The organism is Kiloniella laminariae DSM 19542 (genome assembly GCF_000374005.1).
Lineage (GTDB): Bacteria > Pseudomonadota > Alphaproteobacteria > Kiloniellales > Kiloniellaceae > Kiloniella > Kiloniella laminariae.
Genome location: NZ_KB893135.1, coordinates 1 through 14,734 on the forward strand (window position 1 = coordinate 1; position 14,734 = coordinate 14,734).

At 49.9% G+C, this 14,734-nt stretch carries 15 protein-coding genes; 2 read left to right on the top strand and 13 right to left on the bottom strand.

Translation table 11 applies throughout. The annotated features are described in order from the left end of the window. The 12 genes from B152_RS0104595 to B152_RS0104655 form a co-directional block, all read right to left on the bottom strand. Positions 1-562: hypothetical protein (locus B152_RS0104595; protein WP_020591215.1), on the bottom strand; the 562-nt coding region annotated here is incomplete at its 3' end. Further along, positions 552-974, bottom strand: a complete 423-nt coding sequence (locus B152_RS26200) for a DUF1353 domain-containing protein (RefSeq protein ID WP_020591216.1) — start codon at positions 972-974, stop codon at positions 552-554. The genes B152_RS0104595 and B152_RS26200, both read right to left, overlap by 11 nt. Then, positions 971-1,168, bottom strand: a complete 198-nt coding sequence (locus tag B152_RS0104605; RefSeq protein ID WP_020591217.1) for a hypothetical protein — start codon at positions 1,166-1,168, stop codon at positions 971-973. Before B152_RS0104605 ends, B152_RS26200 begins: the two co-directional genes overlap by 4 nt. Further along, the gene (locus B152_RS0104610) at positions 1,165-1,476 is read right to left on the bottom strand and encodes a hypothetical protein (protein ID WP_020591218.1); all 312 of its coding nucleotides are present in this window, start codon (positions 1,474-1,476) and stop codon (positions 1,165-1,167) included. The genes B152_RS0104605 and B152_RS0104610 overlap by 4 nt, the downstream gene beginning before the upstream one ends. Continuing rightward, on the bottom strand, positions 1,466-1,807 hold the full coding sequence (locus B152_RS0104615; protein WP_020591219.1) for a hypothetical protein: 342 nt from the start codon (positions 1,805-1,807) through the stop codon (positions 1,466-1,468). The genes B152_RS0104610 and B152_RS0104615 overlap by 11 nt, the downstream gene beginning before the upstream one ends. 4 nt (positions 1,808-1,811) lie before the next feature. Beyond that, positions 1,812-2,228: a D-Ala-D-Ala carboxypeptidase family metallohydrolase gene (locus tag B152_RS0104620; RefSeq protein WP_020591220.1), complete on the bottom strand. Its 417-nt coding sequence runs from the start codon at positions 2,226-2,228 to the stop codon at positions 1,812-1,814. Between the two features lie 72 nt (positions 2,229-2,300). Next, positions 2,301-2,507 carry a hypothetical protein gene (locus B152_RS0104630; RefSeq protein ID WP_157230820.1) on the bottom strand — a complete coding sequence of 69 codons (207 nt, stop codon included), beginning with the start codon at positions 2,505-2,507 and terminating at the stop codon, positions 2,301-2,303. A gap of 4 nt (positions 2,508-2,511) precedes the next feature. Then, the gene (locus B152_RS0104635; protein ID WP_020591222.1) at positions 2,512-3,180 is read right to left on the bottom strand and encodes a DUF4376 domain-containing protein; all 669 of its coding nucleotides are present in this window, start codon (positions 3,178-3,180) and stop codon (positions 2,512-2,514) included. Between the two features lie 14 nt (positions 3,181-3,194). Continuing rightward, a complete protein-coding gene (locus B152_RS0104640; protein WP_020591223.1) occupies positions 3,195-7,250 on the bottom strand; it encodes a DUF7483 domain-containing protein in 4,056 nt (1,351 codons plus the stop codon). Beyond that, complete coding sequence (locus B152_RS0104645) at positions 7,247-8,167, bottom strand: hypothetical protein (RefSeq protein WP_157230822.1); 921 nt, start codon at positions 8,165-8,167, stop codon at positions 7,247-7,249. The genes B152_RS0104640 and B152_RS0104645 overlap by 4 nt, the downstream gene beginning before the upstream one ends. A 199-nt stretch (positions 8,168-8,366) precedes the next feature. Then, positions 8,367-12,086 (bottom strand): hypothetical protein, encoded by a 3,720-nt coding sequence (locus B152_RS0104650; protein ID WP_020591225.1) that lies wholly within the window; start codon positions 12,084-12,086, stop codon positions 8,367-8,369. Between the two features lie 47 nt (positions 12,087-12,133). After that, on the bottom strand, positions 12,134-12,604 hold the full coding sequence (locus tag B152_RS0104655; RefSeq protein WP_157230824.1) for a hypothetical protein: 471 nt from the start codon (positions 12,602-12,604) through the stop codon (positions 12,134-12,136). Between the two features lie 279 nt (positions 12,605-12,883). On the opposite strand from B152_RS0104655, the gene B152_RS0104660 reads away from it, so the two are divergent. Then, positions 12,884-13,510, top strand: a complete 627-nt coding sequence (locus B152_RS0104660; protein WP_020591227.1) for a hypothetical protein — start codon at positions 12,884-12,886, stop codon at positions 13,508-13,510. Positions 13,511-13,768: 258 nt separating this feature from the next. Beyond that, the gene (locus B152_RS0104665) at positions 13,769-14,173 is read left to right on the top strand and encodes a hypothetical protein (protein WP_157230826.1); all 405 of its coding nucleotides are present in this window, start codon (positions 13,769-13,771) and stop codon (positions 14,171-14,173) included. On the opposite strand, the gene B152_RS0104670 is transcribed toward B152_RS0104665, so the two are convergent. Beyond that, on the bottom strand, positions 14,143-14,733 hold the full coding sequence (locus B152_RS0104670; protein ID WP_020591229.1) for a DUF6973 domain-containing protein: 591 nt from the start codon (positions 14,731-14,733) through the stop codon (positions 14,143-14,145). The two genes, B152_RS0104665 and B152_RS0104670, sit on opposite strands and share 31 nt — an antisense overlap. Between the last annotated feature and the right edge of the window lies 1 nt (position 14,734).

A 14,734-nucleotide genomic window follows, 5' to 3' on the forward strand; every position in this document is an offset into this window, starting at 1 on the left:
TGTCCTGATTGGGGCCTTTGCAAAAGGGGCAAATGACCTCGAAGCTGCCATCCCTGTGCATGTCATCCAGCGCTGTTGCCAAAAGAGGGGCCAGAGCGCTGTGTTTTTTATGCAGATAGAGATAGGCATTCCGCTGTTCCAGCGGTGTCACTGTCAGGCCTGAATATCCGCTTTGTTCCTGTTCGGAAGATATGCGGAAAAGCTCTTTCCAAACCAGAGCTACCTGAAACCGCCCGGCCTTGAGCATTCTCAGGATATTGCTTTCCAACTCTACCGGCGCAGGGTGGCCATAGTCCCCGGTCCGGCTGGAAAAGATCATCCAGTCCGCCGGGTAACCGACCGAATAGTTGCGCAGAGAATTCCAGTCAGAAATACGGACCGCGGGATCAAAGCTCAGGGCAACCACCTCCCCCCAGATCAGCGGAGACTCAACCCGGACCAGGTTTTTAAACTCCTCCTCAATTCCTTCAATCCTCGGATAGTGACCATCTGCAACCCCGCTGTCTGCCGCACGCCCAGATCGGCGAAAAGCAATACAAGATCCGCCCTCTTCAATCATCATCCTCCCACGCCCCTCTCCCCCCGAACCGCACAGCCAGATAAGCCGCCCAGCGTTTGAGACAGGGCATGCGGTCCTGTTCTGCCACAGCCTTCAGGATCGCGTCCGCCACAGCGCGGGAGCCCTCCCTTGTGGCGTAGAGCAGATCATGCAGGGAAGCCGCACGAAAAAATCGGGCATCGGCACGGGGGATAAACCACCAGAGCGGACGCGGCACCGAAGCACCGTCATAGTTAAAGCCCGCCTGCATCACGATATCCATGCCCACAGGACCCGTGATCTTGTGATCACAGGCCGCGGTAAAGGGGTTATCCGGATCACCCGGCGCAATCCAGACCAACACGCCACCGGGCGGGCGGGATTGCCGGATCTTGACCGGGTTGATTACAGGATTGAAGGTGAAAACCTTGCTCACTTCTGTTCCCCTGCTTTATCCCCCGCCGCATCCCAAGCCGCCCAGGCATCGTCAAGCCGTGCCGAAATAACGGCCCATTCAGCGCGGATTTCCTCTGGCGTTTTATCACCGTTCTGCACGGCACGGATCGATTTGAACGCAAACAGGCCGATTTCCACCAGCGCGTTTACGGTTGCGATTGTTGCGGGGTTCATAGTGCGGCCTCCTTACGAATGGTCAGCAGGGTAAAAGCGGCATCGGACAGGGTAACCAGTGCAGCCGTGTAATCCGTGACCGAGCCGTCACAGAGCGCAACGGTAGAAGGCCGCAGCTCATCGACCAGCTTGATCGAGCTTTCGGACAGTTGCCCGGCGGCGCGATACCCGGCCAACACCTTGACTGTGGAGGAAATCCCGTCACAGGTCAGTTGTAGCTGCTGCTCTGGTGTGAGTTTGTTTCCGGCTGGCGTGGTGCAGCCGGCAGTGATCAGGGCCAGCCCGATCAGGAGAACTTTAAACTTCATTGTCGTGTTCCTTTTGTTGGGGGAGTTCGCGCCAGTTCTCACCGGCAAAGACAAGGCAGCTGACCCGGACACCATCGGGGTTCACCTTTGTAAAAATCACGCTGTAGGTTTCACCCCCGGGTGAGAGGAAAACCGACACCACATGCCCACGGGTCGAGATTGAGCTATAGGCAAGCTGCTCGTGATAATCGGCAGCAAGCCGGGCTGTCATGGCCTCTTGCGTCAGGCAGCGTCCAGCCGTCTGAGCCTGGGCAGGTCCCATAATCCCGGTGAGAAAACCGGGCACAAAAAAAGCCGCCAGAAAGGCGACTGTCAGCAGGATATGTTTCATGGGTTTAGTAACTCCATAAAGCCGGACGCCCCGCAGTGGGATGCCCCGTGTCCAGATGAATAAAAGACTTCGCCACACCAATACCGACAAAATCCAGGTCGAGCGCGGTTTTCAAAAACTCATATCTGCCGCAGGACAGCGGCACCACATCCGCCGCCAGCCCAGCAGAATGGGCGCCGGGAGCCTTTTTCTTGCGTTCTTCCGGATGACTGGCACAGCGAAAACCACTGGTGATTTTCAGCGGCCCGACCGCAAGACGCAGCTGTTGCAATTTATGCATGAACTCCGTGTCCATATCGGACCGGTTGCAGCCGCAGCGGCAGGTGAATTCTTTGACGGTGAAGTTTGGATATAGGGACCAGTCAGGTGCCACAATTTCCTTTACTGACGGGGAAGATATGCCATGCAATAGGGTAGCCATAAAACATTCCTCAACTTAACTCGGTTTGTTATAAAGGTTAAAATATCGCCTGACAGACAAATTGAGCCATTATTACTCGCCCTGTTGAGGGCCAGCTTTTTTGTTCACCCAATCCTGGTAGGCAGAAAGCACTCTGAAAACCACAATCAGAATAGTACCAAGGCCGACAGTTAGAGCCACAGCGCCGTTGAGATACTGCAACCAGATTGGAACCGTCAGCACGGGGAGCGCTGCAACCTTGTCCACCAGCGGGATCTGTTTAAAGACTTCATTGATCACCGGGTCAGTCCTCACCCGCTTCCGGCCAACCCGCGGCTAGATTAAGCACGGCAAGCTTGGCAAGACTGTCCGTCGTTTCGGCAACGATCCTTGCTTCCAGCTCCGCGAAGTGCTGCCAGGCTGCCAGGCTCTGCTGCCCCTTGGTAAAGGCCATATCGTTGATCTGATCCGGGGTCAGCGGCGCTGTCCAGCCGTTGTCCGCCGTACGCCACGGCTGTAATGCCTGTTCTGCGGGCGCACCACGGGCAATCATTTCCCGCAGCAGATCCCGCGACCGCTCCATCTGGGTAAGGGATGACGCTTTCCCCTGCAAACGGTAGGTCACATCGTCCAGGGGCCAGAGAAAGTTCCCGTCATCAGCAATGGCATCGCGTTTCTGCTTGATCTCAGCCAGCGCCAGCTGCTTTGCCTGCTCCAGCGGAATATCCATCGCCGAACGGGTGATCACCCATTCCCCATCTACAAGCGCCCCGGCATCCTCAACCAGCATCTGGTACTTGCCCACCGTTGTGGCGGTAAAGCGCACTGAACGCAGGGTTTTACCTCCGCCCAGATCCAACGGAATTGTTTTGGGAGCCGAGAGGTTTCCCGCCAGCCCACAAGCCACCGCCAAACGCGGCACCCATGCTGAAGGTCCCATTACAGCCGCACCGTCTTTTTCAATGATATACATGTTTGAAATTCCTTTTATCGCGCCAGAGGCCACGGCAGATCCCCGCCGCCTGCTTCTTCAGCTAGTGCGAGGTAGATGTACTTTTGACCAGAGGCATTAATGCCAACATGTGTTGCCCGTGGCTTGAAGCCGTTTGAAAGTAGATCAACCGCGTTCGTATTTGCGGTTTCGGCATTTGACAAATCCGCAAACAATGCCTGTACCGTACTGCCGTTATTAATTGGCTGGCGGGCAGTATCAATCAGCGCCCATGAGGCTGTAGACGTGGCTACTTTATACAAGATCCACCTTGGCTTAAATCCGCAGTGAACAAATGGACCATCAACAGAGCCGTTCCCGGTGTAGCCCCCGACTTTGCACAGGCCCGGAACTGAGCGGAAAAGATAGTGTATATAGTTGTCATTTAGTCGGTTCACCTGAAGTTGATTAGCTAACCCTACCGTATCCACCGAGAAACCCCCGAAGCGCTCGGTTGTCCCTTCACCCATCGTCAAATTTAAGTACAACGGGTCATATTTGACACCATCGACATCAAAGGCACTTCCCCAATCGTACCCACCGTCCCGATTTTTCGAGATAATACACTCGGCTTTTCCGGGCAATCCATGTCCAATTGTACCAGCAGAACCAGTTCCAACATGCGACACAATCGAGAAATGCCCGGCCTCAGCGACCGAAACCATACACGGGATTGTACCGTCGTTGTTGGCAACAGGAGCCCCACCAGCCCGGAACAGCCAATTAACGTAAGATACGCCGTTTTGATTGACCCCAGAGTTTGGATCAGCGCCAAGCGTCACACCATCCGCATCAAAAGAGATAAGACTGTCTGTTTGGTTACTCTCCGCCGCTGTTGCCGAGGAGGAAAGGACGAGACTAGCCCCTCTTACGCGATCGAGTAGCCTGTGATTAAAGGCCGACGAACGGGCCTTACCCCAGTACAAATCAGGCGTAAAACCTGCCCCAGACAACCCTTTAACGGCACTTGTCCCCACATGCAGAAGGACATTAAACCAGTCCCGCCCATGATATTTAGGTGTCGGTAGGGTGGATGCTCGGAGCGCTTTAAAGCCGGTCGGAGGCGTGTAAGTAAAGGGTTTCTGTCCGAAGTTGACAATCTGGCTAAGCGAAGTAGCAGACGTGCTGTTTTTGTGCAGCGGATACCACGTTTGACCAGCCTCAATAGACCGCGTCCCGATAAGAACATTATCTTTGTAATACGAGATTGTGTTAGCGTCACAGTCGAGCTTTATCCCGATGGTGACGGTCGGGGTGAATGTGTTTGAGTTACCTGTTGACGTACCGTTATCCACGTACTGCCCACGACTATCTATTAAATGGCTGTAAGGCGTCGTGTTCCCTGCAGGATCAACATTTTTATTTGACCAAGCTTCTGTAGCAATCCCACAGGCATGACCGTTCGCGGACGATCCTCCCGAGAATTTGACTTCCCAGTACCACTTTCCGGAAGTCATCCCCAAAGATCCCATGGCGGTGCCGGGATAGGCGCTATTGAAATTAACCCTTGTCCCTGCTTCGGTGATCGTTATGGATGTATTGCTGGCACTTAACGGGTTATGAACCGCAAAGGAATCACCCGGTACATCCGCGACCTGATCTCCTGAAGCAATCCCTGTCAGGGTCCAGTTGATCTTGTTCCCTGCTGTAACCTCACCAAGGTTCGCCGCATTCTCGAACAGAAGCTGACAGCCGTTGGGGCCATACTCAAGATCGGGTTGGTAAGCTGTTTGGCCATTGAGGTTTTGGAAACCTATTGGTGGCGTAGCTAAAAAATCCCAAGTGATTTGACTTGAAAAGCCGTTAAATTGAAACGCATATCGAGTGTTTGGAGTAATACTATACCCCCCGGTCCCGGCTACAGGATCACCGTCCCATGTTCCGTTTATAGCGTACCATATTTTAGAGCTGTCCAGATCTACCGCTATACCGACACGATCACCGTTCACCGCATACTGTGGGAATAATGGGCTCCCTTGAGACGCCCCCCCAACATAGTTGTAAAAACCCGCTGATGTGCGGCTATAAATAAGATTACTATCAGCTTGTCCATATGAGTTCGTTGTGACGGCTCTTGATGCCGGGCCTCCAATACCCACCATAGTCTGTTCCGCATCATCTAAAACTGCTTCCGCATAATATTTTCCACGTACCATGTGGTATTTAGAATAAGACGCATCGTACAGATTATTTGGGCCAACGACTGTCAGACCGTTGTTAGAAAATACATGAGTTGTACTTGCACCATGTACCGCTTTGTTCGGACCATTCGGACGCAACGTATCGAAATCCACAGATGCAGGACCCACAAATCCGGCAGGAGGTGTATGGGTAAAGGGACTGTCCCCGAAGTTCCAGTACAGCCCCGTATGGTTGTGTAGGCCGATAGCAAACTTGAGGTTCCCCGGAACGATTGTATGAAGCGCCCCCGTTCCAGCCGAAGGATCACCTGTCCAGTTGCCATTCACGCCGTACCAGATCTTCCCGGTGTCAACATCAACCGCAACCTGCAAGGTCTGGGTATTGGAAATGCTTCCAGAGGCCACAGATCCGGGGATGCCTTTCGAAGTCTGGGAACCGCCCGTCCGATATTCATAATCCGTCCACCCCCCTGAATATCCGTACATCCCGCCAGAGTTGGGCTGGTTTCCGGGGAAGGTCATGTTGGCCGCAGCATTGTGTGACGCCACACCGACAATGGTACTTTGGCCGCTGTTCACACATTTGAACTCGGCATAATATTTCCCGCTCGGCATCACAAAGTTTGAGACGGCTGAGTACCATGCTGCAGCGCCCTGATTGCAACGGTCATTCACATTATCACAGATGACATCCCCATAATGCGGAGCCATGTTCAATCGTTTCAGATCAGACTTGGCTGGTTCCTTGAGCGGACCATATCCGGCAACAGGGTAGGCGTAGTCTTTCTGACCAAAGTTGACCTTGGCACCTTCCAGACTATGCATATTACTATAAAGTCGAACATCACCAGACTGTATAGCTACCCCCCCCGTCCCGGATGCCGGATCTCCTGTCTGAGGTACACCATCGATTGAGTAATAGAATTTACGAGCAGTTAAGTTTACTTGTATCGAAAGAACTTGTCCGATTGCAGGTGCTGGACTTTGTAACAAACCACTCTCGACACCATTGTTGTTTTCGACGAAAGCATTACCCCCAGCATACATACCCGTAGGCGAGCTATAATTGGACCAAGCGCCTGTAATAGATGAATCATCGTCAGATCCCACAAAGACCTGTAAATTACCTGTATCCAGCAGCTCGTATTCCGCTTGAAATAAACCAGTTTGAGGGAGCATTTCTGTACCTATACTTGCCCATCCAGCCGTGGTTCTTTTGATAAATTTGCCTTCATCATTAATTATGACATCCGCCACACCAGCAACATTACTGGTCAAGGTATAAAACCGCTCTGCTGTCCCCGCCGTATCAAACTTCTTCGTTGTGACGACACTGTTGTCCCCAAATGGAATATGCCGGGTACGATAGGCGATCATCTCAGCTGGGGTCAGGACTTCTCCATCAAGAATCACGAAGTCTGAGATGCTTACTTCAGCATCCCCAGAGGCTCCGTTAAATGCCCCCAGTCCCATAACAGCCCCGGCAAGGTTCATGTTTGATTGATAATTTGAATTAGGAAGGGTGCTTGTCTGCCACTCATCGACCTCTTGATCGTTTATAACCATCTTAACGGTTCTTGATACCGTGTCGTAGGCAACTCCCAGAAAGAACCATTCAGTGTCCCTAAAAAGTCTCTTAGGTCCAAAGTCCCCGCCATTCGCAGCGGAGGTATACAATGATAACCGATCCGCCGCCGTAAACGAGAGATACCATGAAGATCCTGCGCTCAATATGTTGTTCAGGACACCGAATTTATGACGCCGCACATTCATCATCACGGTGAACTGTCGGCGATTTCCTGTAACCGTCGGCGTAACCGTCAACTTCTTCCCCGCAGACAGAGCAAGCGAAGCCTCTAGATCGGGCGTATACTTTTTCTTGCCCAGCGTTTTGACAGCTCCAAAACTCATTGCATTGCCTCGATCCAGATAAAGTTCCCTGCAGCAGACTGTTCAACAAAACAGCGGTACACATTTCCTGACGCCGCATCAAAGGCCCCCGATCCCGGCGCTAGGGTCAGACCCGACAACGTCACCGCCCCTGCCCCTGCGCCATTGGTCAGATAAATCACCTGCTCGCCACTGTTGACCGGATCTGCCGCCAGGATAAAAGCGCCATTATTGATCGCCCTGGTTATGCGCTGTTTGGTCAGATCAATGGTCAGGCTCTGCCCCGCTGTCAGGGTGCCATAGTCGTTTTCACTGGTCGGATAGCCAACATCCAGTGTTTTACTCTGGTCGCTCACCACCACCTTTTCTGTGCCGGTCAGCACGGAAAAGGGATGGCTGTGCGCCTGCCCCGTCTCCCCCGCCAAAGTAATCAGGTCCTGTACCGTCCCCATCAGGTTGCCAAAACCAACGGTCGAGGTCACCAGTTTGCCGCTCGTGTCGTAATAGGGAACCTCATTCGCCACCGGCGCGGGGAACTGCAGAGCATCCCCGCTATAGGAAACCGGCAGCTTGATCGCCAGACCAATCTGGTCGGCCTGTTCCTGGTTTTGAATGGTCAAAAGATCTACGGCTGTTTCGATCACATCCGCAGGCATACCATCACTGATCGCCAGATCGGTCTGCTGCTCCAGCGGTGTATTGCCCAGAATGGTCACCGTCTCTCCTGCAGCAGGGGCTACAGCCAGACTGACAGATCCACCACTGGCCTCGCCTGCACCGGTTACCAGCGCTGGTGCAACGGCAAGCTCGCTTCCGTCCGCCGCCGTTACCACGACCTTCAGGTGACTGTCAGTGAGAAACTTGAATGGCACGGCAAAGGTCACCGTGGCCCCGTCCCCGCTATAGGAGGCCCGGCGCGGCGTCGCAGAAATTGTCATGTCAGAAATTCCCATAAAAAAACCTCCGCCAAAGCAGAGGTGAAGACCTGTTTATCCAGAACCGATTATAAAGAGTGAGAAGACAGGCAACAATTCATCAGATCAAAAGCAAATCAAGTGACGTTCACACCTGGAACCCCACAGAAGACACAGCCGCTGTCAACCAATTACCATCTCTTTACATACCGTGTTCTCCGCGTTACATTTTAAAAATATCAGCAAGAACTCTTTTACCTAAATGCTTTTCAATAGATTTCCCTATTTTGTAATCGTCACTTTCAGATTCATCCAATACGATATTATCATTACTGCTAGAGGTTGACTGAACATAGCCTTTTTTAGCAACATCTTTAGAATAACCACCAATAAAACCTCTAGTCTCGGCACCCGCAGTACCTATTATCTCTTTTGCCCCAAGTTGAATCATAGATTTTACAAATAATCTATCTTTCAAAGCATCTTTCATGGCTCTTTCTATTCTCTTATTTACTACATCAGATCCTTGACCAACTGCCAACCCCAAGGCTGCTGTAGTTAGACCTATCCCCATGGATAAATACCTGGCGGTTTCCTCATTAAATGGTACGCCTGATTTTAATGCAATATCCCTTAATTCCAGATACAGTGCCCCACTTTCCAACTGATATGTTTCATTAGCCATGTTGAGTTTAAACCCAAGACTAAAAGCGATCATAAATGTCCCAGGTACAGTAGCAACTTCTTCTGGAAAGAGCGCTTGAGGGCCTGCAACGCCTATCGCCGTCGCCAAGCTTACCGCAGCCGCTCCAGTTACCGCACCAACTACAGCACTTTTTGCATAAGGCTCAATTCCTTCTGCAAATGTATTGATACTTGGCAAAACATAACGCCCTAGGCCGTTTTCCAAGCCAATGCCCTTAATTTCATGATTATCAATCAGTTCTATTTCCCTGATAATATCATCAGGATTTCCTTGATTCGTCATCAAGTAAAATCCCAACCTCTTTTTTCTGTTAGCCATCAATCCCTGATGAACAGATACTTTAATTTGTCCTGTTACCCCACTACGAGCTAACTCACTGTTAGAATTTGCTTTCTTAATGTTATCTTTAACCTCATTATTCTTGCTCAACACATCATAAAATTTGCGGCTTACTATATAAGCCTGAATACCCATTTTCTGCCTTTTTAGCTCAGCTACTTTCTTATTAAGTACATGCTTAGGATTAAATCTCACCTCATCAGTGTCTCTAAGCTTATCAAGGTCATTGATTTTTTGATCAATCTTGTTGATTTTTTCTTCATATTTTTGTCGAGAACGAATTATAGATTTATAAAAAGCAACAACACCTTCATCAGTTATTCCAAGATCATTTTTCTTTAGTACATCTGCAAAAAAAGAGAGCTGCTCTACCGGAATTTTTTTAAGTTCTTGTAGTACGGGCAAGTAACGACGAATATCGTCAACAGTCGGAACTGTGATGAAATATTTTAAGGCAAAGGCTGCTTCTTTAACCTCTTCCTCTTTACCTGCAAATTCAGAGAAAAATTGGGCATATTTTTCTGACCTAAACTTACTTGGGATCACCCCGTTTTCACCCAAATCCATAAGGATTTTATCCACATTATATTCAATCAGGTGCTTATCAGGGTGATGTGTCAGAACGTCCTCAGGAATTCTCTTTATCACCTCTTGTTGAAATTTTACATAACCCTTATCGCCATACTCATCTCCAACACTATTTTTGGTAAGTTCGCCCCAAGCATTCCTGATCCGATCGTCCGCATAAAGTAAATTGTTATTTTTTATACTGATCAACCTCTCGAATGGCTTATTTCCTGAGGATTTACCGGGCGTTTTACGCCTACCCATTTCGTTATAATAATCTGTGACCATCCCCTGAGAGGCCAGGTAGGGAGAAGAATATTGATTGCGTGTATTTTGTGGAGACTTCTCGCCATCCTGCTCAACCACACCCTCACCCGGTGTCCACCTGACATTTCTCCTGGAGCTAGGTTCGTCCGGCAAGCGTCGATCTGCCACCTCCTCAACTTCATTGCCGTTCTGATCTGTAACGACCAGTTTATAGCTCGGCTTTCCGGTTTTGCGGGCTTCAGCTTCGGTTTGCTCGTCAGCCACAACTGAAACCTGGCTGCCTTCCGGTAATGCCAGTTTCTCCACATCCGCTTCCAGTTCCTGGCGGATCAGATTTCTCTCTCGTCCTTTGCCATAAAACCTGTCGGGCGCATTTTTCATAAATTCCAGCCGTCCGTTTACTTCAGTCGCGCTCCAACTCCGCCGTACAACATTCTCCGCATAATCCTGTGCCAGATTGCCATCACCTGTCAGGACGTACTGCTGCTGGAAGACACTGTTCAATTCGGCGGCAAGGCGTTCTTTCGCCTCATCCGAAACAAAAACCGCTCCTGCGGGTGTGTTGTCGTTCAGCGACGCGCCAATAAACGCTTCAAGTGAAAGAGCAGCATTTGCAGCCTCAGATGCATAAGGACCACCGCTGGGATAAAGTCTGGAGAAAGCATAATCGCGCTTTTCGTATTGTTCAGAAATGGTCGGATCGGTTTTCGCAATGGCATCCTCAATTGCTTTATCCGCTTGTTTCCCTGCTTTAATACCCTGATTGATCACCAACAAACGGGCGGCTTCTACAGGCGGAATATCGGAAATGACATTTATCGGAAGATTCTGGGATCGTGCAAAAAGATCCGCAGCACGCACCTGGCTTTCGACACTCCCTTGGCGCCCCTTTCGAAGGCTCTGCCGAACAACATTTGGAACAATTCCAACTTTCTGGATGAAATCTACAGTGAACTGATTTTGCTCTTCCATCGGCAACTCTGAAACACCAGATCCTTTCAGAATTTCGACATATCTTTCTTCCACTGCCTGACGATGCTCAGGAATGTACGGATCAAGGCCAATCCCGGTCTCCATACTGTATTGAACGGTATCGGCACGTTTTTGCGCCTCTTGCAGTTCGAATGAAACCTGCGCATGACGTTGCCTTAATTCCTGTGATTGCTGTTCATCAATCAGCTCCTGCTCCAGAGCAACCGCAATTTCCTGCTCCCCGGCCTCTCCGCTCTCCACAGCCTGCCACAAGCTTTGAACCTCAAGCGTATCTGACTCCTGCCATTTGGCCGCAATCAGGTCCCCGAGGTCTCGCTTGGCTTCATCCCCAAGAATTGTATCAAAGCTGGTTGCCTTGTTTGTGGCCGGCTCCAGCCATTCTCCCAGTAAAAGCGACTGCGCTGCTTCAAACTGTTTTCTCTCGACCAGGGAAAGAACAGTTCCTTTAACCAGATTGAAAGTGCTTTCACGCAATACCGCCTGCATTTCCGAGGCGCCCAGGCTGGCCACAAGCTTCTCACTCTTGGCTTTCAAATCATAAATTGCTGAAAAAAGCGTCCCCGGTATCGGATTGTTGTATATCAAGACACTCTGATCATAAACGTTATTCAGCCAGGTTTTTTCCGCGTCGGCTCCAACACCTTTAGAGTGCAAATTGAGCAACAACTTCAGCCCGCTCTCATTTTGGGCATCAAATTCAGCGAGTAACTCTTCCCGACTACCCTCAGTATAAAAATTAACCCCCTCGATCACAGAGTTGCGACGTAGGGCTTCCTCTTCATGCCATTTCTGTGTGATTGTTTCGGCGTCCGCATTGGCAAAATCAGGATCACTGGCAAGAAGTCCGACTGCTGCTTCTGTATTTTGAATATAGGCATTCTTGGCTTTAATCTGCTGGACAGCAGATTTGGTTGCGCGATCCTTTTCGATCTGCACCTGCTGATCGCCAAAGTGCCCAAGCGCCTCAGAAAGGGCCTGAATTCCCTCGGTAATGTATCCTTCCCCTGTATCAGGGATCTTCTGGCGACCATCTCCGGTCACAATGTTCTGGCTGTCTGGAATATTTGGCATGATCAATCAATCCGGATAAAAATGTTCTGGGCTTGTGGCAAAAAATGTTATGGTTGTGGTCCAAACAACGTTGGATATGTCTGTTTCAGCAGCCTGTTATCGGCAATACCACCGAGTATCCCGCCGCCTGCGCTCAACCCGCCACCAATAAGGGCATTACGCCCCTGTTTTTTCAGGGCTTTCGCCTGCATATCGCCGTACCTAAGGATGCTGTCTGCTTCCTGATACCCCAACTGTTCGGTCTCTTCGATCAACAGGGCCGGACTGCCTTCAATCTTCAATCCTGCCGCGGCAAAATTCGCCCGCTGCTGCCCAGATAAACGCCTGGTCTGAATGCGTTTTCTCTCTGCATCAAAGGCAGCCTGTTCCCGCGCCTGCCTGGCCTGCTTTTTTGCCTGTTTATTTTGCTGGATGCCGCCATAGAGAGACGCTCCCGCCCCAAGCAGGGATGCCGCAGCTTTTGCAGTACCTGCGAGCCCGCCCAAACCTGAAAAAATCGTTTTTATAAACCCGAACATCCAAAGCTCCATACATGTGACAACACCCGAAATTTCGGGCTGAATTCCTTGATTAAAGGCAGCAGAATAATTCGCGCAAAACCCGGTTCTGCACGTCAGCTCATCGCTCATTCATCTAATAAAAATCGAACACCCCGGATCTCAAGCCCGACAAGCAACCATGAACGACGAAACAAAAAAGGGATAAACCGGATTGTTGCACAACCCGATCAGCGATATCCTCTAAAGCAGAGCCAGCAACAACTCCCGCAAAGACGATACCCCTGCCAGAGAACACAAATGCACTGGATTGTTAGACAATTTATAAAATTTCATGAGAAACACCCATGGATCTATACTGGGGTTTCCTACGGACTTGGGGTGTTTTTTATCTATTGCCTTATTATCGCTTTCCAGCTTTTCACACCTGCAAAATTGCTCCGTCAGGCAAGCTGGTCAACACCTCCAGAATTACTGGATTTCAGTCAGTACCAGATCTATTTTTTCTCACTCGGGCTCTTTACGACCTTGGTGATCGCTCTGTTGATGGCCTTGGTTGGTCCGCTTTACCTGTTCCACAAAAAGGCTGTTGATACCTTTATCCTTCAACAAAGACGTCGATGGCTCATCCCCCTTGAAGGTACTGGTGTTATAAAAAAAGGCATTCTGCTCTTACTGGCTCTCTGGGTTCTGATCTGGAGTATTGTTACCCTGCAAATACTCTCAGGAGCCTACCCGCCGAGTTTGATGGAAATCATGCGCCAGACATATGGAATCTCTGGTTCTGACCACTATGCTGACTTTATCAACTCGCTGTTTTTCCGGCTTGTCATCCTTGGCAGCGCCATAACTTTTTTCCCTGTGGTCTTGTATGGATATTTTCGTTTCACAACAAAAAAGAAAGCCTGCAGTTTGCCTCCTCAATAAAGCCACCCAAGAGGAAAACCTAAAAGAATAATCAGCCCCAAACATGAGATATGCATGTCATCGATATTCACAAAACTCTCACCGTTCTACGAAAAACACCCCTGGGTCTACAGGACTGTTTCCTGGTCTTTCGCTATCCTGCTTACTCTTTCCCTGATTTTTGCCTTCATGTTTTTAACACCTGCAGATTTTTTGCGTGCCGGAAGGGACGTCCGACCGCCTGAACTACAGGCATACAGTCAGTACAGAGACATTTTTTTGTCTTTTGGGATTTTCATCTTTCTCTTTATCTTCCTGACCATCACTCTGCTCGGACCACTCTACCTGCAAAACAAACCTGTGATGGATGCCTTCATCAACCACTCCAAACAGCAACTCGGCTCTTTCATCGAAAGCTCCAGAAACATAAGAGCGTTTCTATGGCTTGCCTTGTGTATCTGGGTACTAACCTGGGGTATTGTTACACTCCGGCTTTTATTTGCTGCCTATCCGCCAGACATGATCGAAACCATCCGTCATATCTATGGCGATCCCAGCGCAGAACATTTCAAAAATTCGGCCCAAAATTTATTTTACCACTTTCTGATCATCGGCAGCATACTCACATTTACACCCGTATTTCTGGTGTTCTGTTATCGCCTGAGGGCGAAAGGGACTGATTGAAGTTTCCCCTCGCGAAAGAGTTCCATGATTACATCTTCCGGATTTCGACCTTTATTTTTTAAATTCCCTGCCGCATCCCGACCAACACGATTATTATAAAGATCCTGTAATTCACTTTGGTCGTTATCATCGTCTAATCCAATATACCCCAATGGAAAAGATGCTCTTTCATGGCCATCTGTTATTTCCTTTGCTCTTCTGACGCCATACTTTTTCACCAAAAGATAACTACCTAATGCATGACGTACAGCATCCTGAGCATCATCATATCCCCTCCCCGGTACCAGGCGCCTAGCTGTCTCCTCCGCCTCATCGACAGCATCTTCCGGATCACCATCATTGGAGAGATAATTCCCCACATCCCCTGGACCGTTATCCGGATCGTAGTCAAGAAATCTATAGTACTGCTCTTTATTCACAGGCTCTGGTGTGGGCTGCGGGAGAGTAACATACCTTCCGTTGTACAACCCTGCTCCTCTTGCTGGCTTCCTCTCCGGTGTACGCTCAGGATTGCCTCCCAGCTTTCCATTCCCGGATAATTTATACTCCAGAAACCCCATG

What these genes read in the sequence shown, in the direction of transcription:
- B152_RS0104605 (WP_020591217.1), bottom strand. Translation starts at nt 1,168, where the DNA reads ATGAACCCCGCAACAATCGCAACCGTAAACGCGCTGGTGGAAATCGGC.
- B152_RS0104635 (WP_020591222.1), bottom strand. Translation starts at nt 3,180, where the DNA reads ATGTATATCATTGAAAAAGACGGTGCGGCTGTAATGGGACCTTCAGCA.
- B152_RS0104615 (WP_020591219.1), bottom strand. Translation starts at nt 1,807, where the DNA reads ATGAAACATATCCTGCTGACAGTCGCCTTTCTGGCGGCTTTTTTTGTG.
- B152_RS0104640 (WP_020591223.1), bottom strand. Translation starts at nt 7,250, where the DNA reads ATGAGTTTTGGAGCTGTCAAAACGCTGGGCAAGAAAAAGTATACGCCC.
- B152_RS0104650 (WP_020591225.1), bottom strand. Translation starts at nt 12,086, where the DNA reads ATGCCAAATATTCCAGACAGCCAGAACATTGTGACCGGAGATGGTCGC.
- B152_RS0104645 (WP_157230822.1), bottom strand. Translation starts at nt 8,167, where the DNA reads ATGACAATTTCTGCGACGCCGCGCCGGGCCTCCTATAGCGGGGACGGG.
- B152_RS0104660 (WP_020591227.1), top strand. Translation starts at nt 12,884, where the DNA reads ATGCACTGGATTGTTAGACAATTTATAAAATTTCATGAGAAACACCCA.
- B152_RS0104670 (WP_020591229.1), bottom strand. Translation starts at nt 14,733, where the DNA reads ATGGGGTTTCTGGAGTATAAATTATCCGGGAATGGAAAGCTGGGAGGC.
- B152_RS0104610 (WP_020591218.1), bottom strand. Translation starts at nt 1,476, where the DNA reads ATGAAGTTTAAAGTTCTCCTGATCGGGCTGGCCCTGATCACTGCCGGC.
- B152_RS0104655 (WP_157230824.1), bottom strand. Translation starts at nt 12,604, where the DNA reads ATGTTCGGGTTTATAAAAACGATTTTTTCAGGTTTGGGCGGGCTCGCA.
- B152_RS0104620 (WP_020591220.1), bottom strand. Translation starts at nt 2,228, where the DNA reads ATGGCTACCCTATTGCATGGCATATCTTCCCCGTCAGTAAAGGAAATT.